Source organism: Sinorhizobium terangae, assembly GCF_009601505.1.
In the GTDB taxonomy this organism is placed as follows: Bacteria; Pseudomonadota; Alphaproteobacteria; order Rhizobiales; family Rhizobiaceae; genus Sinorhizobium; species Sinorhizobium terangae.
In genome coordinates this window covers 2501-26046 of the sequence record NZ_WITC01000090.1, presented here as the reverse complement: position 1 = coordinate 26046, position 23546 = coordinate 2501, and the positions used below count along the sequence as shown (strand labels likewise).

Genomic DNA, 23546 nt, shown 5'->3' with positions numbered 1-23546 from the left:
GATGAGCGGCTCACTAAGGATTGGCATCGTTGGTGGAGCCGGCTGGCTCGGTGGAGCAATTGCCGCCTCACTGCTCGATGCCGGTTTGGTGCAGCCGCATGATCTTTCCCTCTCTTATCGTACAGAGCAGCCGAACTGCTTTACCGGCTCCTTCTGGACCGCCGACAACCGAGAGCTCGCCGACCGTTCGGACGTAATCATTGTCTCGGTCCGGCCCGCAGATTGGCCGCCGCTTCTGATCGACGCCGATGGTAAGCTCGTGATTTCCGTCATGGCCGGCGTTCGGTTGAGCCAATTGGCCGAACACCACAATACGAAGAGAGTTGTGCGCAGCTTGCCGAACGCGGCGGCGGAGGTCGGCAAGTCCTACACGCCCTGGATCGGCTCGGTGGACGTAACCGATCAGGACCGCGCCATCGTCCGCGCGATCTTCGATGCCTGCGGCACTGAGAACGAGGTCGCAAGCGAAAGCGACATCGATTACCTGACGGGCCTTTCCGGATCGGGTCCGGCATTTCCCGCATTGTTGGCGACCGCGATGATGAACGATGCCGTAGCGCGCGGACTTGGTCCGGAGATCGCTCGGCGCGCGGTGACCACGGTGCTCATCGGCGCGGGTCGCCTGCTTGAACGTCGCGACGAACATCCTGCCGACACGGTTGAAGCGTTTCTTGGCTATCGCGGCACGACTGCCGCCGCCATCGAAGCAATGCGCGCCGCTGGCTTTGAGGCCGCTGTCGCGGACGGCCTTGCGGCCGCTCAGAGAAAATCGGTGAGTATGGGAGAACGCTCCTAGCTGCCGTTGGAGCAGGGAAAACGCGGCATCCTGCTCTTCAACAACACGCCGCAAAAAGAAAAGGGAACGGCAATGAAGTATCTACTTGCATCGACTTGCCTCATGCTTGGTGTACTGGGAGGCGCGTCCGTCACCAACGCTGCGGAATGCGGATCGCTGACCATCGCGAGCATGAACTGGCAGAGCGCGGAAGTGCTTTCCAACCTCGACAAGATCATCCTGAACGAGGGCTATGGCTGCGATGCCGAAATCACCATCGGCGACACCGTCCCGACGATCACCTCGATGGCGGAAAAGGGTGAGCCCGATATCGCGCCGGAGGCGTGGATCGATCTGCTGCCCGATGTCGTCAAGAAGGGAACGGAAGAAGGCCGTATCGTCAAGGTCGGTTCTCCGCTGCCTGATGGCGGCGTGCAAGGCTGGTGGATCCCAAAATATTTCGCGGATGCCCACCCAGACATCAAAACGATTCCCGACATGTTGAAACACCCGGACCTGTTTCCCGATCCGGAAGACCCCAAGAAGGGCGCGATCTTCAATGGCCCTCAGGGATGGGGCGGCACCGTCGTCACGTCTCAGCTGTTTAAGGCGTTCGACGCCGAGAAAGCCGGCTTCAAACTCGTCGACACCGGTTCAGCCGCCGGCTTGGATGGCTCTATCGCAAAAGCATATGAGTCCAAGGAAGCCTGGGTCGGCTACTATTGGGCGCCAACAGCGCTCCTCGGCAAATACCAGATGGTCAAGCTGGAACCAGGCGTTCCGGAAGATGCGGCGGAGTGGAAGCGCTGCGTTACCGTGGCCGATTGCCCTGACCCGAAACCAAGCGCGTGGCCGGTCGATACCATCGTGACGCTGGTCGCCAAGCCGTTCTCGGAGAAGGCTGGTCCCGAGGTCATGGACTACCTGAACAAGCGGTCCTGGAGCAACGACACAGTCAGCAAGCTGATGGCCTGGATGACGGATAACCAAGCGAGCGGCGAAGAAGGCGCCAAGCACTTCCTCGAGGAGAACGAGGATGTCTGGTCCAAGTGGGTCTCGCCGGAAGCGGCCGAGAAGATCAAGGCGGCGCTCTGATAGACAAAAGGTGCGGCGCAGGCACGCGCCGCACCGATCCAACCGAAAAGCAAACAAGACGTGTGCCGGCTTCTTCATAGGGGAACCGAATGGATTGGTTTTATGAGTTCTCGAAACGCCTGCCTGCCATTGGCATTGCCGGAAAATCCTGATGTCTAAGCTGTTCCCGCACCTGTTCTCACCCATCAGGCTCCGTGGGTGCACCCTAAGAAACAGGATCGTGTTCGGGGCCCATACGGCGAACATGGCCGAAGGCGGGCTTCCGACCGAGCGGCATGCGGCGTATTACGCCGAGCGGGCGATTGGCGGGGCAGCCATGATCGTCGTGGAACCCATGCCGGTCCATCCGGCAGCCGTGCTTACCCGGGGAAACTTTCGCCCCTCGGACGACAGTGTGGTCCCCCACTTCAGAAAGGTTGCTGCCGCCATCAAGGACAACGGCGCTGTCGCCATCCAGCAGCTCTATCATGTCGGCGCTCATGGCGATTCGGACAATTCCTTTCACCCGCATTGGTCACCGTCGGGTCTCCCCAGCTATCATGACAGCGATGGCTCGCATCCGATGAGCGTGGCGGAGATCTGGGAAACCATCGACGGCTTCGTCCAGGCGGCACGCCGGTGTCAGGAGGCGGGTTTCGACGGCGTCGAAGTCTGGGCCGCCTATCTCGGTATGGTCGATCAATTCTGGACGCCGTGGTCGAACCGCCGGGACGACGATTGGGGCGGCTCTCTGGAAAATCGCACGCGAATGTCACGTGAGATCCTCGCGCGCATCCGGGCGATCTGCGGACCCGATTTCATCGTCGGCCTCGCCGTCAGCGACGAGCCGGATTACAGCGTCGCGCTTTCCAGAGATGAGCTTGCCGAGATCGTCGGCATGCATGACGAACTGGGGCTGATCGACTACGTCACTTGCGGGTCCGGCGGCTATCTGGACTTCCATAAGCTGATGCCCACCTTCCTCTACCCCGAGAAACTCGGGGCCGACCTCGGGGCGACGCTCAAGCGGACCGTGAAGAAGGCGCTGGTCATTGCCGAAAGTCATATCAGGACGCCGGAAAATGCCGAAACCGTGCTTGGCGAAGGCGCGGCGGACCTGGTGTCCATCGTCCGCGGCCAGATCGCCGATCCGCATCTCGCTCGAAAGGCAAAAGACGATCGCCCCGACGACATCCGGGGATGCATTTCCTGCAATCAGATGTGCTGGGGCCGGCGCTCGCGCGACTACTGGATAAGCTGTCTCATCAACCCGTCCACGGGACGGGAATCTGAGTGGGGCGGCGACCGTTTCACTCGGACCGCGCAATCGAAGAAGGTCCTTGTCGTGGGCGGCGGGCCGGCGGGATTGGAAGCGGCGCGCGTCGCTGCAGAGAGAGGCCACGAGGTCGCCCTGATGGAAGCCTCCAGCCGGCTTGGCGGCAACTTCCTGCTCGCCGGCATGCAGCCCCGTCGCGGGCAGATTCTCGATCTCATCCAGTGGTACGAACGCCAGCTCGACAAGCTGAAGGTCGACGTGCGCCTCAACTGTTACGTGGAGGCATCGGAGATTTTGGCCTACGGAGCCAATTCGACCATCCTTGCGACAGGCTCCTATTCACCGGAAACAGGGTTTCAGAAGGCCCTGCCCGCGGTCGAGACGCTGCCCGGGATCGAGCGCGGCAACGTGTTCACCGTCGAGGCTGTCATGGCGCGTCAAGCGAGGCCCGGAAAGCGCGTTCTGCTTCTCGACGAAGGTGGCGGCTGGCGGGGCTGCGGCACGGCATGGAAGCTTGCCGAGGACGGCCATGCAGTCACTATCCTCTCCCCGGACCCCTTCATCGGCAAGGAACTCCAGCGAACGACGGCCGATGTGCCGCTGCGGCGGATGCTGAGGAAGCTCGACGTCAACTGGCTGGTCGACGTCAGCGTCGTCGAATGGCACGGGAACGGCACAACGGTTGTCGACCACAACACCGGACGGCAAGCCTTCGTCGAGGGAGACTGTCTCGTCCTCGCCACGACAAACATGTCGGCCAACTGGTTGGCACAAGATCTGGAGGGTCAGGGTCTGCCTTTCCATCTAATCGGCGATTGCGCCGCCCCGCGGCAGGCTCCCTATGCCTTCCATGAAGGCAGGAAGGTTGCATTGGAGCTCTGATGTCCGACGAGAGGATCACATTGCCCGTTGCCGAGGCTCGGTCGCTCGCGACCGAGGCCTGCCTGTCCGCAGGCGCCAGCCATTTGACGGCGAAGTCGCTCGTGGACGCGACACTTTCTGCCATCGAGGTCGGCCGCGACGAGCTGGGGTTTCCACATTTCCTGGACTACCTGCAGAGCCTGCGGGAGGGCCGCATCGACGGGGGTGCAAGCCCCCGCATCGTACATAGACTTCCGGCCCTCATTCACGCGGATGCCAATCGGGGAATCGCCCAGCTCGGCTTCGACCTCGTTTATGACGACCTCGTCGACCGGGCGCGGACCTTCGGTGTGGCAATCTTCACGCAGAGGAACAGCTATACGGCAGGCGAATTGGGATACTACGTCAGACGCCTGGCCCTCGATGGGCTGGTCTCGCTTGCGGTGGCCAACAGTCCTGCGATGGTGGCCGCGACACCGGGCGCCAAGGCTGTCTATGGTACCAACCCGCTGGCCTTCGGTACGCCGATGTCGGGATCGGAGCGACCGCTGGTTATCGATCAGTCGTCGAGCGCAACGGCGTTCGTCAACATCGTCCGGGCTGCTTCAGAGGGGCGCTCCATTCCCGAGGGATGGGCCACCGATGAAAACGGCGAGGTCACCCTTGATCCGCACAAGGCGCTGCGAGGAGTGCTGCTCGCCTTTGGCGGGCCGCGAGGAGCCAATATTGCCTTGATGGTCGAGGTCCTGGCGGCCGGCCTGTCAGGCGCGTCCTGGTCCCTCGACGCGCCAGACTTCAGGTCTGGAGCCGAATGTCCCGGCACCGGCTTGACCATTGTCACGCTATCGCCGAATGCGATCGGGGAAGACTTCGGCGCTCGCCTCGCCGAACAGGTCAGGCGCCTTGAGCAGCTCGGCGTGTATATCCCGGGTCAAAAGGTCTCACTGTCGGCGAAGAATGGCGGTGGCTTCATCACTTTGGATGCAAGAATCCTGGCAGCCATCAGGAGCTATATTTAGTTCGACTTGCCCCAGAACTGGGTGTCGTGGGTCTTCAGACATTTTGGCGACTCGCGCTTGCAGAAAAACGTCCTTCCGTCGGCTCAAAGGGTGTTTTTTCATACGACTGTATAACTTGTGCGAATTCGACAAACGACAGACTCTGGGCCCGCCTCGAGCAACTCTCATCGGCTGCAAGGCAACCTCCAGGCCGGAGAACCTTCATGCACACACACCCGGCGGACGCGAATCGGACAGACATAGGCCCGACGCGCACGAGGGCGAGCCGAGTAAGCTACATAGCTGTAAGGAACCGTGGCTCGACAGTGCTGGTCGTTCGTGACGGCAATGTCCTCACCTTGCCTAAGGCAACAGCCAGGGCGGGCGAGTCGGGCCCCGCGCAGTCCGTGCCACACGAACCCCTTTATCCAGAGCCGATGCGTTACGTTCCCCGCATGCGAGACACCTTGAAACCGGTCAGTCGGGGCTTCCTTGCCCTTGGCGTCCTTTTCCTCCTCGGCGCGATCTATATCCACGGTTTCGCGATTTTTCGAAGCTGGCTCATGTTTTAGACGGTGCCGCCCCCCTTGTTGGCGCTGTTTCCGTCTCGGGCGAGAACGCCTTGATCTGGCGCATCGACTTGACGCTGCTGCAGGCAGCGAAGCCACTTCATCGCTCCCGCTATCGCCATTGACATCGTCGGTAATGCCAATTACCACTCAAGGAACGCATCATGAGGCGAGGTCAAAGGTTGTGGTTGCAGCAAAATCGGGGCGGTTGAAAACTCGCCGGCAGGCCCTTCTTCAAGCGGCGGCCGACGTCTTTTTCGAGCAAGGCTACGCGGCGACGAGCATCGATGCGATCATCGAGCGTGCCGGTGGATCGAAGCGAAACATCTACAATGAGTTCGGCAACAAGGAGGGCCTGTTCTCCGCGATCGTCTCCGAAAGCGCGGACAAGCTGCTGTCGACCCTGGTCGTGGAGGAAATCGAAGGACACGATCTGGAGGAAACCCTGACAGCCTTTGGCCAGCGTCTCATGGGCCTTTACATGTCATCCACGTTGATCGGCATTTACCGGATTGCCATCACCGAAGCCACCCGCTTTCCTGATCTCGTCAAGGCATTCTATGAAAAGGGCCCAGGCCGGGCCACGTCCCGTCTCGCCGAGGTCCTCGAATTCGCGCGGGAACGAGGGGAGATTCAGGCGGATGATTGCCTGCGCCTGGCCGGCCTCTTCGTCGGCATGATACGCGATAACCTTCTTCAGGTTATTTTTGCACTCCGCCCGCCGCCGTCGGACGACGAGGCGCGGGAGGCGGTCGCTTCGGCCGTGAAGGTCTTCCTGAATGGCGTCCGACCTCGCTAGCGCAACGGCGCGAAAATGGGACCCGATTTTCGGAAAGCACGATGCGTGGAATCAAAGAGCTACAGCGCCGTGCGTCCTAAAGGACGCACGGCGCTGTAGCACGGATAGAACGTCTATGGTTCTTGGTGAGCAAACGGCGCCTTCACGTCGACGAGCGGCAGCGTGAAGACGAACGTCGTTCCATGAGGCTCATTGTTCTCCGCCCACAATTGCCCGCCGTGGGACTCGACAATCGAACGGCAGATCGCGAGCCCCATGCCCATGCCGTGCCCCTTGGTCGTAAAGAAAGGCTCGAATATCCTGTCCGGAAATTCGATGCCCGGGCCGCAGTCGGTGATCTCGGTCCGGACCACGTCCCCCGATCGCCGCACGCGCATCCGGAGGACCCGGTCGCTCGCAACGGACTCCATTGCCTCCATGCCGTTGCGAACGAGATTGATCAGGACCTGCAGGATCTGGACGCGATCGACGGCAAGCGGCGGAAGGCCGTTTTCGATCTCGACATTCACGCGGACGCGACGGCATGTCGCCTCCTCGGCAATGAGGTCACGCGTCTCCACGACGAGGCTGCCGAGCGCGATCGGATCTCTCGTTTCCGCGGATTGCCGGAACAGGGCGCGCACGCGGCTCACGACCTCCGCGGCGGCGCTCGCGGCACGGGCGATGCGCTCCACGCTCTTCTGCGCCCGCTCGATGTTCGGCGGTTCCGCCGCAAGCCACCGCTGGCAGACATTCGAGGAGGTAATCACAGCCGTCAACGGCTGGTTGACCTCGTGCGCAATGGACGCTGAGAGTTCCGCGAGGCTCGCCGCCTGGCTCGCACGCGCGAGATTTTCCTGGGCGTGGCGCAATTCCTCCCGGGCGCGCACCCCGTCGTGAACATCGAGCGAAACGCCATACCATTGCACGATCTTGCCGTCTTGATCGCGGAGAGGCTCGCACCTGCCCTCCATCCAGCGATAGTCGCCATCTTTCCCGCGCCCGCGGTACCGCATCACGAAGGCGTCGCCGGTCTTGATGCTGTTCGCTGCCGTACGCTCCACTTCAGGAGCATCTTCGGGATGAACCAGCTCTTGCGCCATTCTTGCGAAATCCTCGATGCTCCCCTCTGAGATGCCGAGAAGGTTGAGGTGTCGCTTGCTGACGTATGACAGCTTGCCTTCGGGCGTCCAGCTCCAGATGTGGACCGGCAGGGCATCGATCAGTTGCTGAAGCTCCCGTTCGCTTTGGCGCAGCGCCTCTTCGGCGTGCATCTGATCGTCGATGTCGTGGCAGAGGCCGTACCACTGGACGATGCGCCCGTCCTGATCCCGCATCGGATCGGCGCGGCTCGATATCCACCGATAGACGCCGTCGGCGCGGCGCAGGCGATAGCGCATGGAAAAGTGCTCGCCGGTAACGAGGGAGTGGCCGAGCGTGTCCGCCAGCTTGGCTGCATCATCTGGATGGACGACGGTCTCTACAAGCGCCGCCAGTCGGGTCATGCCCGGCTTGTCCGTATCCCCAACGTCCATGCCGAGAAAATCCACCTTCTGTTTGTTGAAGAAGGTCGGCTCGCCGTCGGGCTTCATTCGCCAGATATGGATCGGAACCATGTCGATGAGCTGGAAGAGCTCCCGCTCCCGTTCGCGCAATGCCTCTTCGGTTTGCTTGTAATCGTCGATGTCGATCGATGGTCCGAACGATTTCCTGTCGGGTTGCACCACGGCGACCTCCGGTAATTGGCGTTACCGTCAGCACGTACGGTAATGATCGTTACCAGTCAAGAAGGTACGACGCATAAGAGGTAGGAGGAACTTGCAAGGGAATTCCGGCAGAAGCGCGTTGCCGGCGCTGAAGCAATCTACAGCCTTGATCTCTGAGAACTGATGGACACATTACAATATGTTCATGAAACTGAGGCGCCGCCCAATATTTATTTCATGCCATTCGGAAGTAGAATTTGGCAAAAATTGGACTCCAGGATACGCATAAACTTTAATTATTGTTAACGTGAACCACGCTTCCGCTCATTTTATGATGTTTGTGAGGCTGGATACTGCCGGCGATCGACGTGGTCGCGACGCGACAGTGTGAGACGGCCCCGCGGAAGCCCATAGCTTCCAATGATCAAGGAGACGCAAAATGCGCTCGCTTATCACGACATCAGCAATCGCAGCTCTTGCCCTGTCACTCGTGGCAGGCAACGCCCTCGCGGCCGGACAGCACCATGGCCAGGCACCCTCGATCGGTCCCGAAAATGGCGACTACTACCAGGGAGTATTCCCCAATGACGGCGCGATGACTCCTCCGGCACCAGCCGTCAGAACGGCAACACCCGCCATGTCCGTTCGGAGTCCGCGGCTCGCCAATATCCTCCACGAGCTTCGCACGGCCGATCGGCGCATCGAGTCGGAGCGCGCCGAAGGCAAGCTTGGTCCGGTGGCCTTCAACAGGCTGCATCGTGAGGAACGGAACATCCGGGCCGACGCAAACGAAGTGGCAGCCACACATCACGGCATGATACCGACCCGGTCCTATGCCCGATTGCAGCAGGATGTGCGCTGGCTTGACAGAAACATCGTCCGATCGGCTTGATGTCGGGCTGCTCCTCAGCGTGATCACCGGACCGTTTCCGACGGTCCGGTGTCATGTCGAAGGTCCGTCATGGCGTGTTCTAGCGACAGCGCCGCTCAAGCCGCAATCGTCAGCATCTCGATGCCATGACGTTGCATGGCTGAGCCGATCCGGGCGAAGTCCGGCTGCGCCTGAGGCTCGCTGGTGCCGATGTCGCGGAAGAAGGCGATCATGGACGATTCGAGGAGGACGAGCATTCGTGCCGTGCGGCCGCTGTCGTTCGAGTAGTTGTGTGGCGTCATCGACCCGATATGGATTGCGGCGCGGGGTCCAGCAACCGTCACCTCCGGTGGACCGTCGGCCGTAAAGCGGCGAACCGTTACCTCGCCTTCCGTCACATAGAACATTTCGGGCGAAGCGTGGGTATGGGGCGGGGTCCCGGAGCCCGGCGGAATCTCGACCTCGATCAGTTCGAGGCCCGAGCCCGCGATGCCGCCAAGGAACCGGATACGATCGGCAACGACCCAGAGGGCCTCGCCGCTTTCAGAAGTAGTGACGTCAAACTTCATCGCTTGTCTCCTTTGGTTGCGATGCGACGTCCGCGGGTGTGCGGCCGGATGTGACCGCGGACAGGATCACCTCAAGCGCCCAGGAGGCAGCCTCACCGGCCTGGGCGCCGGTGAGACCGCCATAGTCCTTCAGAACCTCCCATGCGGAGGCCGAGAAGAGCAGGTGCGCCAGCGCCTCGACCTTCCAGGCCTCGGAGGCGGGAAGGGAGGCAATGGCCGGAGCCAAGGCGCGCGCGAAATGCGCGCGGCGGGCCGCAACTGTACCGATCCGCATCTCGCGACCGGCTTTGGAATGCAGCGAGGCGCGGATCGCCGGCTCGTGCATGTCGAACTGCGGAAAGGCCCGCCGCGGGCCATCGACGACTTCTTTCAACGTCATCGGCGTCGCGGAGGTGCCAATTCGGGCGTTAAGCCAGGGCCAGAAAGCGGCAAGCATGTCGTCCTTGGTCGCGAAATGACGAAAGATCGTTCTGCGTTGCACCCCCGCCTTTTGCGCAATCGCTTCTGTGGAGACATCGTCCACGGCGCCCGCCGAATCCATCAACTCGAACAGCGCGGAGAGGATTGCCTCCCGCGTCTCACGTGCCCTTTCTGCGCGCAAAGGGCTGTTGTAGGTGCGGACGTTCGTCATGCAGCTCGCTCCAAAGTTTTAGAGACACAGTCTGTGACATGAAAACGAGCCGCCGTCAATTGGTGACACATGCAGTGATGCGAAATATGCGCCTCCATCCAGCTCGTGAGGCGGCGAGGCCCAAGTTCTACTGCATGATTCCTTAAATCGGAATCGATTTAGGATAAAATCATGCAGCAAATCAAAGTGCTACAGCGACCTTTGCGCGTCCGATTGGACGCGCGGCGCTGTAAAATGGATAAAGAAGAGCGTGTGCGGCCGTCGTTGTATCGAGGCCCCTCGCAGGCGAGTGCCGGCCGGGCCGGTTCGGTCAGGCTAGCTTCTCGCTATTAACCGGTAGCATGAACTGAAAAACAGCGCCCCGTGGCGCATTTGCCGTCGCCCACAGGCGCCCGCCGTGGGCCTCGATAAGAGTCCGGCTGATCGCCAGCCCCATGCCCAACCCTTGCGGCTTGGTCGTATAGAAGGCATCGAAGAGGAGGTCCATGCGGTTCGGATCGAACCCCGGGCCCGAATCCTGGACCGAGATCACGACGTGCTCCGATTTGTCCGTGGCGGAGCGAACCAGCAACTCGCGCCCATCCCTCTCAACGCTGTTCAAGGCCTCGATGGCGTTCATCATCAGGTTCAGAACCACCTGCTGCAGTTGGATGCGATCTGCCAGGATGATCGGCACATCGCTCGATAGCTGGGTCTCCAGGGCCACACCGTTCTGCTGCATCTCGCCGCGTGCCAGCGCAATGACTTCGTGTATCGTCTCATTGACGTCGAGCCAGTCCTTTTGGGGCGGCGCCTTGTTGGCGAGCGCGCGTACACGAGAGATGATTTCGCTCGCCCGGCGGCCTTCCGCGATCGCCCGCGAGGCCGAGCGCCGAGCTTCCTGCAGCTTCTGCGCATCGAGCCAATGCAAACACGCGCTGGCGCTGTTGACGACCGCGGCAAGCGGCTGATTGACTTCGTGGGCAATCGAAGCGCTCATCTCTCCGAGCGTTGCCACGCGCGCAACATGGGCCAATTCCGCCCGCGTCTGGCGCAGCACTTCTTCCGTTCGCTTGCGCTCGGTCACGTCGCGCAGGATCCCGCTGAAGAACCGCTCATCTCCCGTCCCCACCTGGGCAAACGACACGTCCAGGTCAATCTCTTTTCCGTTCTTGTGCAATCCGGGCAAAGACACGGCGTTCCACGACATCCGTTTCTCCCCGGATTCCAGATAACGACTCATCGCCTGTTCGTGGCGGTGCCGCATGCGCTCGGGCATGAGCATGGTGATCTTCCGACCGACTATTTCCGTTGGGGTATAACCGAAGGCCTTCTCCACCGCCCCGTTGGCGAACAGAATTGTGCTCTTCTGGTCCATCGCCAGAATGACGTCCGTAGCGGTCTCGGCGAGCGTACGATAACGCTCCTCGCTCTGGCCCAACGCTTGCTCCTGCCGTTTGCGCTGCGTGATGTCTCGGATGTAGGTCCGAAAGTGAACGGGCGCGGCGTTGACGTCCAATACAACCGAGGCGTTCAGATAAACCCATACGATGGAGCCATCCTTCCGTATATAGCGCTTCTCCAGATCAAACGATTTGAACTCGCCGCGGATGAGCCGCGAGCATTGCTTCCACTCTGCCTCCACGTCGTCCGGGTGGGTGAACTCGTGAAACCGGCGTCCCAGCAGTTCTTCCTCTGTGTAATCCAGCAGCTCGCAGAGAGTTGGTGGCACTTTAAGCCAACGACCCTCCAGATCCGTATGAGTGGCCATCACCAGGGAGAATTGCTCCGTGCGCGCCAAATTCTCCTGGCTTTCGCGCAATGCATCTTCGGCGAGCTTGCGTTCGGTCAAGTCGAGCACGAACGCGACGCCCTCATTTCCACCGTCATCAAACAGTGCGCCACCGATCAGCACCGGTATGCGGCTGCCGTCTCTGCGGAAGAACTCCTTCTCGAACGGCTGGAACTTCCCGACCGCCCGTAGCTCCGCCACCGCTCGCTCGTTGCGATCGCGCCACTCCGACGGCGTGAGCTCCTTCCAGCGTACACGGCCCGACAGAACATCTTCACGGCTGTAGCCCACCATGCGCAGAAATTCTTCATTGGCCTCGGTAATCGCGCCCTCGAGATTCCAGATGCAGACTCCCATGATGTTGGCGTCGACCAGGCGCCGGATCTTCGCTTCCCGTTCCTGGAGGTCGCCGTAAAGACGGCTGTTCTCCAGTGAGATCGCAGCCTGCAGGGCCACCAGTTTCAGCACGGCGATCCGGGTCGGAGTGAACACATGGGGCATCAGGTTGTTTTCGAGATAGAGCACGCCGACGAGTTTGGCCCGGTTGATCAGCGGCACGCAGAGAATGGAGCGGGCGTGATGCGCGAGGACGTACGCATCGGCCGAAAACGGGTTCTCGGCTGAGGCATCGTCCAAGATTACGCTCTCCCGGGTGCGCACGACATAATGGAGGATCGACTCCGGCAGGGCGGCCGCGGCCGCGCCCGCTTCCCGCGTCCCCACGATGACAGTGTTGCCGCTGGTGGTGGCCTCTGCCGCAATGCGCAGCTCATCACCCCGAGGGAGAACCAACAGACCTCGCTCGGCACCCGCATGCTCAACCGAAGTTCGCATGAGCTTGTCGATCAGCTTCTCCAAGACAGTCTCGCCCCACACGGCTTGCGAGACTTTGACAACGGTGGCGAGATCCAGTTGCTCGACGGGCGTGTTGATCGTCGACGTCGCACTCGGGCGCACCGGCTCCCCGCGCAGATGCGGATAGGCCTGATCGAGCTGGCGCACCTTGGCGTCGGCACCCCAACGGAGATAGCAATAGCGCGCGTTGCGCAAATAGGTATTGGCGATCGTCTCGAAGTCGCGTGCCGCGTAAAACCGCGCAGCGAGTTCGTGGGCGATGCCCTCGTTCTGTAGAAACTTGTGTTCGCGCGCCGAGCGAATCGCTTCTTCGTAAAGGCGCATCGCGTCCAGATCCCGCCCTTCCAGCCGCGCAATTTCGGCGCCGACCAATGCTGCGCGATTTGCAAAATTTGCGGGGCAGTTTTCCGCCCACACCGTGAGTTGGCGTTGGTGGTCAAGGAGCAGGTCAAAATGCTGTGCCCGCTCTTCGCTTCCCGCAGGGCCGCAGGCAGCCGCCCGTGTGAGCGCGCCGTAGAAATGATAATCCGCGGCCTCCAGGAATGACCGTGTCGCCCAAAGCAAGGGGGTAGCGCTCTCCATCGCCTCGATGGCCCTTGCATGATCCTGTGCCAGCACACACGCTTGCAGCTTGTGAATCCAGTAGGTGCAGGTGCAGAGCGCCAGAGGCGGGTCTTCCTTGATGTGCCGCTCGTAAGCGTTGTCACCGTATCCCGCATTGTCGGCAGAATTGAAGTCCAGCGAGGGTCCGCGAAGGGCTCGGATCAGCATGAGCTGGCAGGTGAACCAATCGACGGCGAAACCAAATCGCGCCTTGCGGGCATAGGCAAGCCCCTCCTCCGCCTCGCGTTCCACGTCGCCAAGTGGCTCTCCCGAGACCACAAGATTCGTGATCAGGTTCTTGAAGCCAAAAACCGCATAGGTCAGATCGCCGTTGGCGTTCGCCATATCGAAGCCGCGCCTTATCAGTGCGCGGCTAGCAAAAAGGTCTTCCATCCACGGGACGGTGAATGCTCCGAAAGAGGCGTAGACGCGCGCCTCGAAGAGATCCAAGCCACGGTTCTGCACGAGGTCGCATGCAAGCTGTCCGAAGCGAAAAGCGGTCTGGTAGTCACCGAAACGAAAGCCCAAGACCCGGTTGATGTGGGAATACGCGTAGCACGAGGCATCGCAGTTGCCGTGCTCCAGACTAATCGTTGCCATACGAAGGACGACGAGGTCGTAGAGGTTGCTGTTGGTGAGCAGCGTCGGCGCGAACAGGCCCGAGAGAACGTCCATTGTCGCGCGCCAACCGGGGTCGCTCATCAACGGAAGATCAATGAGCTGCTCAATCGATCGGCCGTCGAGCAGCCGCCACATGCGCTCGAGTTCCTGACGTACGACCTCTTCCGACGGTTGCTGCGACCAGTCGATGCCGACACTGCGGAGATATTCCAAGCCGACGTCGATGGCGCGATCGGGCCGGTTAAGAGTGAGGTAAAGCGCCTGGCGCAAGTGCGTGACCGCGGCTCTGTCGACAACGGTTGCCGCACGGTCCACCAGGGCTGAGAGGCGTTTCTCTGCTGAGGCGAGTTCGCCGGTCAGGAATTCACATTCGGCCAGATGGAGTTCCAGATCGAACACTAGGCGATACTGTCGCTGCCAGCAGCCATCCTCCAACAAGGCGCGACCGGCGGCGAAATAGGTCAATGCCGAGGCATAAGCCGTTGAAGTCCTCGCGCGCTTGCCTGCACGCAGGTTGAGAGCTGCGACCCGCTCCCGCTCTTCATCCGATTGAATCAAGGCCGCGCCGCGATCGAGCTGATTGACGATCTCGAAGATCTTCGTGTCGATTTCGGCGGGCGTCGTCCGTGCGGCCAGTGTCCTGCCAATCTGCAGGTGCACTGCCACCCGCTCATCTTCGGAGATCAAGGCATAGGCCGCTTCGTGGACACGGTCATGGAGGAAGACATATGCGCCCTCCTGACGGGAGATGAGTCCTGCGCGCACGACCTCCCAGAGAGCCACATGGATCTCGTCTTCAGACACGCCGAAAACCATACTCATTGCGGCGGTCCGTCCCCGATTTCCGAGGCACGCGAGTTTTCCCAAGAAGTCCCGCGTTTTGCCCGGCAGACGGCTGAGCTTCGTGGCCATGAAATCGACAACGTTAACGGTGAAGCCCTTGGCCCTGATGCGGGCCATGTCCCAGGTCCAGACCCCCGCGTCATGGTCAAACGCGAGCAGCGCCTCCTCGGCAAGGACCATCAAGAACTGGATCGTGAAGAACGGATTTCCCCCGGTCTTTTCGTGCACCAGCTCTACCAGCGGCTGGGCGATAACCGGGGCGCAGTGCAATGCGTCGACGACCAGATGCCCCACATCGCGGGGCTTGAGAGGCTCGAGCACGATCTCCTGCACCCTTCCGTTGGCATTGCGGATCGCGCCAAGTGTCCGTACCAGCGCGTGCGTCGGACCCACCTCGTTGTCCCTATATGCGCCGACCAACAGAAGGTGGCGGACCTCCGGATGGGTGCTGAGATGTTCGATCAAGTCGAGCGTCGCCCTGTCCAGCCATTGCAGATCATCGAGGAACAGGGCGAGCGGATGTTCCGCCCGAGCGAACACGCCGAGGAATCGACGGAAGACCTGCTGGAATCGCGTTTGCGCCTCCTGCGGCGGCAGGTCGGCCGCCGGCGGCTGCCCGCCGACGATGAGAGCAAGTTCCGGAATGAGGTCGACCATCAGCGAGCCGTTCGCCCCCAGCGCCTCGCGTATGTCGGCGCGCCAGCGAGCGAGTTCGGCATCGTTCTTGCTTAGCAACTGACGCACGAGACTTTGCAGCGCCTGCGCCAAGGTGGCGTATGGGATGTCACGCTTGTACTGGTCGAACTTGCCGGACGCGAAGACACCGCGTGGTGGAACCAGTACCTTGTGGAGTTCATTGACAACGGAGGACTTGCCGATACCGGAATAGCCGGAGACCAGCACGAGTTCGGTTCTGCCCTGGCTCACGACCCGATCGAATGCAGCAACGAGAGTGTCGATCTCGGCCTCCCGTCCATACAGCTTTTCCGAGATCAACAGTTGGTCCGATATGTCGCGCTCGCCCAGCGCAAACGGGTCGATGCGTTGGTGCGCCTCCCATGCCTTCAGGCAATGTTCGAGATCGTAGGCGACGCCGGCGGCGGTCTGGTAACGGTCCTCGGCGGTCTTGGCGAGGAGCTTCATCACGATCGCTCCAACCGGAGCCGGAATGCCCTCCGCTCGCTCGTCCGGCGGCATCGGCTGGCGGGCGATATGGCAATGGATCCATTCCATCGGATCCGAGGCCGTGAACGGAAGCGTCCCGGTCAGCATCTCGTACAGCGTGACACCGAGCGAGTAGAGATCGCTGCGCGCATCAATGGAGCGGTTCATGCGACCAGTCTGCTCGGGCGCCATATAGGCAAGCGTCCCCGCGATGATCTCCGGGGGTTCTGGCGCCCGCCGTTCACGCGGCACGCGAGAAGCAATGCCGAAGCCTGACAGCCACGCTTCACGGCGGTCGATGTCGACCAGGATGTTGGATGGCTTGACGTCCTTGTGAATCAGCCCGCGGCTATGGAGGCGACCGAGCGCCACAGCCAGGCCGATCGCGACGTGCAGGAACGGCGTCAGATCCCAGGCCTTTCCAACCATTCGCGCAAGGACTTCGCCACCCGTGTCCTCGATCAGGAGCGCAGTGTTCCCAGGCCGGCGCTCCAGCGCCACAGGTCGCGCCGCCCACGCGCTATCCAACGCGTCCCGAAGCGCGTAGGCGTGATCGAGTCGTGCGACGGTCTCCACCGTCGGCTGTGTCGACGCTGGCGCCCACACCAAAAGCGAAAAGTGGTCATCGACCGATGCACGTCGGGACAGGACAAATTCCTCATCCTCCCAAAGCGTCTCGACGACGTATGTCGGCAGCTCTGTCACAATTTAGAACTCCAACCGACGCGAATGATTGTCATACGCTGCACTCGTCTTGCCCTCAGGATGCAGCGCAGATTGAAAAGTTACGCCTCGACCGCGAGTTGGGATAGCCCAAACCCGCCGCCGCGATTCCGACAATTGAGCTGCCGGCCTGGTTGGACGAACAAGCTCGCCCGCACGCCGGGCGCAGTCCTTCATTCGCCCCAGATCAAAGCGGTGCCTTTTCAGGTCCGGCGTGTCCTGCGACAGCAGGCGCAAATTCATGTCCGTATCCATTACAATAGCCGACAGCGGCTGGCGGGCCTCGTGCAGCAGAGTATTTGGTGACGTCACGAAATTCGATAACCTTGCGGGATTAACCGCTCTATCCGCAAGTATAGGATGTCCCGGCCGCGGGTTGAGTTTCGCGTCGCAACGCTTTGACAATATTAGCCACTCTTCAAGAGCACGCCCGATCCCGTGATTGAGGAGGTAAAGACGTCTTGGGTCGTCCTCCCAAATGCCAGCAACGACGATAAACCAATGTATAGTTTTTTATTATTCCAACACTCATTACGCTTCGCGTCGGATAGCAGCGAAAACTTCCTTTAGAAATATGTAAGCAGCTCAATGAGTGAAAATACGAATAAATGTATCAGATAGAGAGATTGCGAAGAATAACAACTTTATTGTTCTTGATGACAGCTACTCTTGGCGCTACGAGCTGCTCAACCGTAAGATACCCCGTACAGGAATTACTGACCGGACAAGAGGCTGCTGGTTGTCGCATCAAACAGGATCATCCCCTCGATCTGCTTTACGTGACTGACCGCGCACCTGCCGCCTCTGCTGATGGCGAACTTGCTTACAGCTCATTTCGGGGTCATTCGGTAAGCTTCGGTTCGGTTACGCTTGCGCGCAAACGGTCGCCCTTTCACCGCAGGCCCGCTGGACACCCTGACGCAGCGCTACAGGTTTCACGGACGACCAAGCTGGGAGAATTTCCGCAGTCGCCATATCCGATCGAACTCACCCCTCACGGCCCCCGTCGGGTACCCACGACGGTCGCTGCCCATATGCGGGCGGCCGCTGGGCTGCAGGATGAGGTGAGCCGCCGCGTTTCGCTCGCGAAGCGCAAGGAAGTCGTCATATTTGTACATGGCTATAACAATAGCTTCGATGATGCCGCCAAAGCCACCGGCAACCTATGCGATACGCTATCTCAAGAGTTTGTTTGCGTTTCGCTTTCGTGGCCCGCGGGCGGATCGGGCGGCGCTTTCTACGGTTATAATATTGACCGTGAGTCCGGCGAGTTCGCAGTTGCGGATGTGAAGAAGGCTATTCGTATCATTTCCGCGACCGAAGCCGTCAAACGTCTCCACCTCATCGCGCACAGCCGTGGCGCGGACGTCCTGCTATCCGCCCTTCACCAACTGGGAATGGAAGCATACGCCGCCCGGTCTTCTCCTTCCGAGCGGTACAAACTCAACAATGTGGTGCTGTTTGCTCCAGACATCGACCTCGACGTTGCCACAACAAAATTGTTCGGTTTCGTGTCCGACCCCGACGCGCCGCACGGAATAAAAGCAACCCCTTACGGTCTCTTACCGCCCATCGGCCCGCTCCATCTGACAATATATTCATCACCCAATGACAAGGCGCTCGCCCTTTCAAGCGGGCTGTTCGGAAGTGTTGTGCGCCTCGGGCGTTTAACCCGCGCCAGTATCAGCGCCAAGGAAGCGGGCTCGAATGCGCTGTGGAAGAATTCGCAGCGATCGGGTGTCGCCGACTTTATCGAATATCGTGGAAATGCAGGCTTCGCCGGGCACAGCTACTTCTTGTCCGACCCGGCGGTGCGAGAAGATCTGGCTGCCTTACTTAGGGACCGTCTCAAGGCCGGCGCCCCCGGTCGACCACTGGTCGAAATAAAACGTCCATTTTGGAGAGTCCTCAGCCGCAGTCCAGAGCGCCGTGAGTCCAATTGAACGCACAGAGGACGCTCTAGCACTTTGATTCTAGAGAATCTTATCCGCTTTCAGTGATGCCACCAGAAAGCGGATGCGCTAGTGGGCGGTGGCCAGGTTGTCGGCGGTCGCGTGCCAGCCAGTGAACGCGCTTCGCATGAGTACGATCAGGAAATAGAGCGCGCCGGAGACGGTCGACAGCAAGATGATGGTCGCAAAGAGGCCGGCCGCCTCGAAGGCGTTCATCTTCGCGATTGCGAGGTGGCCGAGTCCTGCCGTGCCGGCGAGGAACTCGCCAATGACCGCGCCGATCATGAAGAAGATGATTCCAACCTCCATGCCAGTCAGCACCGCGGGCATTGCGCTCGGCAGTTCGAGCACGATCAGCCGCTGCCACGACTTGGCGCCGAAGCTTTTCATCACATCGCGGTGGCCGGCCTCGATCGACTCTACGCCGAGCAGCGTATTGCTGAGGATCGGCAGGAATGCCAGCACCGCAGCGATGACGATCTTGGAGGTCATGCCGAAGCCGAACCAAAGAATGAACAGCGGCACCAGAACGATCTTGGGAACCACCTGTATGGCGATGATGATCGGCTGAAGCGCCCGCTCCAATCGCGGCAGCTTGGCAAGCACAACGCCCAGAATGATGCCGACGAGGGTGGCGAACAGGAATCCCGCCACTGCTTCGTATAATGTCACGCCGAGATCATAGTAAGTCGACGACTGCAAGGCGGATCGAGGCTGCCCAGGATGCGGATGGTCTCGCGGATATACATCGGCCGTCCTTCGCGGTCGAAGGACGCGGCCGCGGCGACGAGACCATGTTCCTCGCCAAAGAATTCGATGGCGTGTTCGATCGCTTTCTTCAAGCCGAGGAGTATTCGAGGTGCGGCCGCTGCGAAGTCATGGCAAACCCGCGGGCTGCTCTCTGTCGATGAGAGGGAAACCGTGACTGTTGGTCGGTCTGTGCGGAGGTTTGTGCGGTGGCTGCGGGGGAACGGCAAAACCCCCGGGGCGTTTGGGCACCGGGGGTTTTTGTTGGTTGCGGGGGCAGGATTTGAACCTGCGGCCTTCAGGTTATGAGCCTGACGAGCTACCGGGCTGCTCCACCCCGCGTCAACTTTCGTTTTTGTTTTGTGTTGTTTTCGCCGTTTGCCGGCGTTTGTGAGAGAAGATGTTTTATCTTGCGATTTGCAGACCTGGCAGCGACCTACTCTCCCGCGTCTTAAGACGAAGTACCATCGGCGCTGGGGCGTTTCACGGCCGTGTTCGGAATGGGAACGGGTGCAGCCACCCCGCCAGAACCACCAGGTCGGCAAAGCGCAAGCGTTGCTCCCCGGAGGGGAGCAAATTGTCGAGAAGCTGGTGAAGCGATTGCTTCGTTTTGAACACGTCATGCGTCTTATCCGGACAACTCCAGCAGCCGGCAGAGCCGAGCCGCCAGTCGTCTGGCGCGCCGTCCGCAGCGTCGGCCGAAGGCCGACAGCGTGAGGACAAAGAATTGCGATGCGCATCCATGATGAGCATAAGCAATGGGAACGATCAAGCCGATCGAACGATTAGTACCGGTAAGCTTCATGCGTTGCCGCACTTCCACACCCGGCCTATCAACGTGGTCGTCTTCCACGGTTCTCAAGGGAATACTCGTTTTCAGGTGGGTTTCCCGCTTAGATGCCTTCAGCGGTTATCCCTTCCATATATAGCTACCCTGCTATGCCCTTGGCAGGACAACAGGTCCACCAGAGATATGTCCATCCCGGTCCTCTCGTACTAGGGACAGATCCTGTCAATATTCCTACACCCACGGCAGATAGGGACCGAACTGTCTCACGACGTTCTGAACCCAGCTCACGTACCGCTTTAATTGGCGAACAGCCAAACCCTTGGGACCTGCTCCAGCCCCAGGATGCGATGAGCCGACATCGAGGTGCCAAACAACCCCGTCGATATGGACTCTTGGGGGTCATCAGCCTGTTATCCCCGGCGTACCTTTTATCCGTTGAGCGATGGCCCTTCCACGCGGGACCACCGGATCACTATGACCGACTTTCGTCTCTGCTCGACTTGTCAGTCTCGCAGTCAGGCGGGCTTATGCCATTGCACTCGACGAGCGATTTCCGACCGCTCTGAGCCCACCATCGCGCGCCTCCGTTACTCTTTCGGAGGCGACCGCCCCAGTCAAACTACCCACCATACACTGTCCCGGATCCGGATGACGGACCGCGGTTAGACATCCATGACGATAAGGGTGGTATTTCAAGGACGGCTCCACAGGAACTGGCGTCCCTGCTTCAAAGCCTACCACCTATCCTACACATGCCGACACGAATGCCAGTGTAAAGCTATAGTAAAGGTGCACGGGGTCTTTCCGTCTGACCGCAGGAACCCCGCATCTTCACGGGGAATTCAATTTCACTGAGTCTGCGTTGGAGACAGCGGGGAAGTCGTTACGCCATTCGTGCAGGTCGGAACTTACCCGACAAGGAATTTCGCTACCTTAGGACCGTTATAGTTACGGCCGCCGTTTACTGGGGCTTCGATTCAGAGCTTGCACCCCTCCTCTTAACCTTCCAGCACCGGGCAGGCGTCAGACCCTATACGTCGTCTTGCGACTTCGCAGAGCCCTGTGTTTTTGATAAACAGTCGCTACCCCCTGGTCTGTGCCACCCCATCATACTTGCGTACAAAAGGGTCACGCTTCTTCCGAAGTTACGCGTGCAATTTGCCGAGTTCCTTCAACGCAGTTCTCTCAAGCGCCTTGGTATACTCTACCTGACCACCTGTGTCGGTTTCGGGTACGGTCTATACGGTGGAGCTATTTCCCGGGACCGCGTCCAGGCCTGGACAATCCAATAAGTCCAGACAAGTTAAGCGATCCGTCACTACCACCAGGCCCACGAATATTAACGTGGTTCCCATCGACTACGCGTGTCCGCCTCGTCTTAGGGGCCGGCTAACCCTGCTCAGATTAACTTTAAGCAGGAACCCTTGGTCTTTCGGCGAGAGGGTCTCTCACCCTCTTTATCGTTACTCATGTCAACATTCGCACTTCCGATACCTCCAGGACCCCTCACGGGTATCCCTTCACAGGCTTACGGAACGCTCCGCTACCACGTGCCTTGCGGCACATCCTCAGCTTCGGTGCATGGCTTTAGCCCCGTTACATTTTCGGCGCAAAGACCCTTATTTAGACCAGTGAGCTGTTACGCTTTCTTTAAATGATGGCTGCTTCTAAGCCAACATCCTGGTTGTTTTGGGATCCTCACATCCTTTCCCACTTAGCCATGACTTGGGGACCTTAGCTGGAGGTCAGGGTTGTTGCCCTTTTCACGACGGACGTTAGCACCCGCCGTGTGTCTGCCGACTAGTACTCCCCGGTATTCGGAGTTTGGTTAGGATCAGTAAGACGGTGAGTCCCCATAGCCCATCCAGTGCTCTACCCCCGGGGGTATTCGGTCGACGCTCTACCTAAATAGATTTCGCGGAGAACCAGCTATTTCCGAGTTTGATTGGCCTTTCACCCCTAGCCACAAGTCATCCCAATCTATTGCAACAGATGCGGGTTCGGTCCTCCAGTTGGTGTTACCCAACCTTCAACCTGCTCATGGCTAGATCACTCGGTTTCGGGTCTAATGCGACGAACTGAACGCCCTGTTCAGACTCGCTTTCGCTGCGCCTTCACCTATCGGCTTAAGCTTGCTCGTCACACTAAGTCGTTGACCCATTATACAAAAGGTACGCCGTCACCCTTGCGGGCTCCGACTGTTTGTAGGCATCCGGTTTCAGGTTCTATTTCACTCCCCTTGTCGGGGTGCTTTTCACCTTTCCCTCACGGTACTTGTTCGCTATCGGTCATGCACGAGTACTTAGGCTTGGAGAGTGGTCTCCCCATGTTCAGACAGGATTTCTCGTGTCCCGCCTTACTCAAGGACAATGAGTGTTCTACGTGTAAGGGGCTATCACCCTCTACGGCCGACCTTTCCAAATCGTTCCACTTCATTCCTCATTGCCACTGGCCTGGTCCGCGTTCGCTCGCCACTACTTGCGGAGTCTCGGTTGATGTCCTTTCCTGCAGGTACTTAGATGTTTCAGTTCCCTGCGTTCGCTTCTTATCCCTATGTATTCAGAATAAGATACCTTTCAACAATGCTTGGAAACCATTTTGGTTCTCACTCACGCGTCGTACCGCTCCTTCGGAGCTGACGCTCCGTTAGGGCGCGCAACGATGCGCGACGGCCTCTGGCCTTGCGAAGCTTCGCTTCGTTCAGCCAAACGACAACCAAAATGATTTTCCAAGCATTTAAGGTGGGTTGCCCCATTCGGAGATCCATGGATCAAAGCTCATTCGCAGCTCCCCACGGCTTATCGCAGCGTATCACGTCCTTCATCGCCTGTGCATGCCAAGGCATCCACCAAATGCCCTTTTGACACTTGATCGTTCTCATTGCCAATGCTCATCCTTATTGGGTTTGGCTAAGCTTACCCACTCGGCTTGTCGCCTCGTAGGGCAGCCAAACCTGACTATCCGGACACCTTGCAGTGCGCCGAACCAGTCAGTCCCAAGCACTCGTTAAGAATGCCCGGCCCAAAAGCCCGGTTACCTTTTACAACCGGGCCGATCAGATGCCATCGACGTGTTCGACACGGTCCTCATTGGAATTACGCCGAGCAATTCCGAGGCCGTGTCTTAAGACCAGCTTCTCGAGATCTGTCCGGTGATGCGCGGTCAGGCAACATCAATCCAGCATAACCGTCAGACGAAGGACAAGCCTCCGAACAACGATCTGCCTCAGGACAACGAACTTGCGTTCGATCCAGACATATCTTCTCTTCACAATTTTAGCAGAACAGGCATCAGTCTCAGTCGAGACGATGCAAACCTATTTTCTCTCAAGGATATCCAACCCACGCTTCTGGCACTCAAACGAAGCGA

General features: G+C 59.7%; 12 protein-coding genes, 1 tRNA gene, 2 rRNA genes and 1 pseudogene. 7 read left to right on the top strand and 9 right to left on the bottom strand.

Annotated features, from left to right (window positions below):
- Position 1: 1 nt before the first annotated feature.
- From GHK62_RS21290 to GHK62_RS21270, 5 genes are all read left to right on the top strand, one after another.
- A complete protein-coding gene (locus tag GHK62_RS21290) occupies positions 2-796 on the top strand; it encodes a pyrroline-5-carboxylate reductase family protein (RefSeq protein WP_153441086.1) in 795 nt (264 codons plus the stop codon).
- Between the two features lie 72 nt (positions 797-868).
- Entirely contained in the window at positions 869-1870 is a 1002-nt protein-coding gene (locus tag GHK62_RS21285; protein ID WP_153441085.1) for an ABC transporter substrate-binding protein, read from the top strand.
- 151 nt (positions 1871-2021) lie between these two features.
- Entirely contained in the window at positions 2022-4007 is a 1986-nt protein-coding gene (locus tag GHK62_RS21280) for an oxidoreductase (RefSeq protein WP_153441084.1), read from the top strand.
- Positions 4007-5005, top strand: a complete 999-nt coding sequence (locus tag GHK62_RS21275; protein ID WP_153441083.1) for an Ldh family oxidoreductase — start codon at positions 4007-4009, stop codon at positions 5003-5005. The genes GHK62_RS21280 and GHK62_RS21275 overlap by 1 nt, the downstream gene beginning before the upstream one ends.
- Positions 5006-5737: 732 nt before the next feature.
- The gene (locus GHK62_RS21270; RefSeq protein ID WP_327790987.1) at positions 5738-6352 is read left to right on the top strand and encodes a TetR/AcrR family transcriptional regulator; all 615 of its coding nucleotides are present in this window, start codon (positions 5738-5740) and stop codon (positions 6350-6352) included.
- A gap of 113 nt (positions 6353-6465) precedes the next feature.
- Here GHK62_RS21270 and GHK62_RS35395 read toward each other — a convergent pair.
- Positions 6466-8025, bottom strand: a pseudogene (locus GHK62_RS35395) (sensor histidine kinase); the annotation flags it as partial.
- 451 nt (positions 8026-8476) lie between these two features.
- Between GHK62_RS35395 and GHK62_RS21260 the strand changes: the two are divergent.
- The gene (locus GHK62_RS21260; protein WP_153441080.1) at positions 8477-8929 is read left to right on the top strand and encodes a hypothetical protein; all 453 of its coding nucleotides are present in this window, start codon (positions 8477-8479) and stop codon (positions 8927-8929) included.
- A 95-nt stretch (positions 8930-9024) separates the two neighbouring features.
- On the opposite strand, the gene GHK62_RS21255 is transcribed toward GHK62_RS21260, so the two are convergent.
- The 3 genes from GHK62_RS21255 to GHK62_RS21240 form a co-directional block, all read right to left on the bottom strand.
- A complete protein-coding gene (locus tag GHK62_RS21255) occupies positions 9025-9477 on the bottom strand; it encodes a cupin domain-containing protein (RefSeq protein WP_153441079.1) in 453 nt (150 codons plus the stop codon).
- Positions 9467-10108, bottom strand: a complete 642-nt coding sequence (locus GHK62_RS21250; protein ID WP_153441078.1) for a TetR/AcrR family transcriptional regulator — start codon at positions 10106-10108, stop codon at positions 9467-9469. The genes GHK62_RS21255 and GHK62_RS21250 overlap by 11 nt, the downstream gene beginning before the upstream one ends.
- A gap of 310 nt (positions 10109-10418) precedes the next feature.
- On the bottom strand, positions 10419-16670 hold the full coding sequence (locus tag GHK62_RS21240; protein WP_184108392.1) for a PAS domain S-box protein: 6252 nt from the start codon (positions 16668-16670) through the stop codon (positions 10419-10421).
- A 626-nt stretch (positions 16671-17296) separates the two neighbouring features.
- On the opposite strand from GHK62_RS21240, the gene GHK62_RS21235 reads away from it, so the two are divergent.
- On the top strand, positions 17297-18631 hold the full coding sequence (locus GHK62_RS21235) for an alpha/beta hydrolase (RefSeq protein WP_153441077.1): 1335 nt from the start codon (positions 17297-17299) through the stop codon (positions 18629-18631).
- 78 nt (positions 18632-18709) lie between these two features.
- Here the strand turns inward: GHK62_RS21235 and GHK62_RS21230 are convergent, their stop codons facing one another.
- The 5 genes from GHK62_RS21230 to GHK62_RS21210 form a co-directional block, all read right to left on the bottom strand.
- On the bottom strand, positions 18710-19312 hold the full coding sequence (locus GHK62_RS21230; protein ID WP_167528318.1) for an ABC transporter permease: 603 nt from the start codon (positions 19310-19312) through the stop codon (positions 18710-18712).
- On the bottom strand, positions 19309-19482 hold the full coding sequence (locus tag GHK62_RS33665; protein WP_167528317.1) for a hypothetical protein: 174 nt from the start codon (positions 19480-19482) through the stop codon (positions 19309-19311). The genes GHK62_RS21230 and GHK62_RS33665 overlap by 4 nt, the downstream gene beginning before the upstream one ends.
- 170 nt (positions 19483-19652) lie before the next feature.
- Positions 19653-19729 (bottom strand) — tRNA-Met (locus tag GHK62_RS21220).
- Positions 19730-19810: 81 nt separating this feature from the next.
- Positions 19811-19925 (bottom strand): 5S ribosomal RNA (gene rrf, locus GHK62_RS21215).
- 226 nt (positions 19926-20151) lie between these two features.
- Positions 20152-23050: ribosomal RNA gene (locus GHK62_RS21210) — 23S ribosomal RNA — on the bottom strand.
- Between the last annotated feature and the right edge of the window lie 496 nt (positions 23051-23546).

Bases quoted from the DNA above. Each gene is read 5' to 3' on its own strand.
- GHK62_RS21285 (WP_153441085.1), top strand. From the start codon at position 869: ATGAAGTATCTACTTGCATCGACTTGCCTCATGCTTGGTGTACTGGGA.
- GHK62_RS21290 (WP_153441086.1), top strand. From the start codon at position 2: ATGAGCGGCTCACTAAGGATTGGCATCGTTGGTGGAGCCGGCTGGCTC.
- GHK62_RS21255 (WP_153441079.1), bottom strand. From the start codon at position 9,477: ATGAAGTTTGACGTCACTACTTCTGAAAGCGGCGAGGCCCTCTGGGTC.
- GHK62_RS21275 (WP_153441083.1), top strand. From the start codon at position 4,007: ATGTCCGACGAGAGGATCACATTGCCCGTTGCCGAGGCTCGGTCGCTC.
- GHK62_RS21250 (WP_153441078.1), bottom strand. From the start codon at position 10,108: ATGACGAACGTCCGCACCTACAACAGCCCTTTGCGCGCAGAAAGGGCA.
- GHK62_RS21280 (WP_153441084.1), top strand. From the start codon at position 2,022: ATGTCTAAGCTGTTCCCGCACCTGTTCTCACCCATCAGGCTCCGTGGG.
- GHK62_RS21235 (WP_153441077.1), top strand. From the start codon at position 17,297: ATGTATCAGATAGAGAGATTGCGAAGAATAACAACTTTATTGTTCTTG.
- GHK62_RS21260 (WP_153441080.1), top strand. From the start codon at position 8,477: ATGCGCTCGCTTATCACGACATCAGCAATCGCAGCTCTTGCCCTGTCA.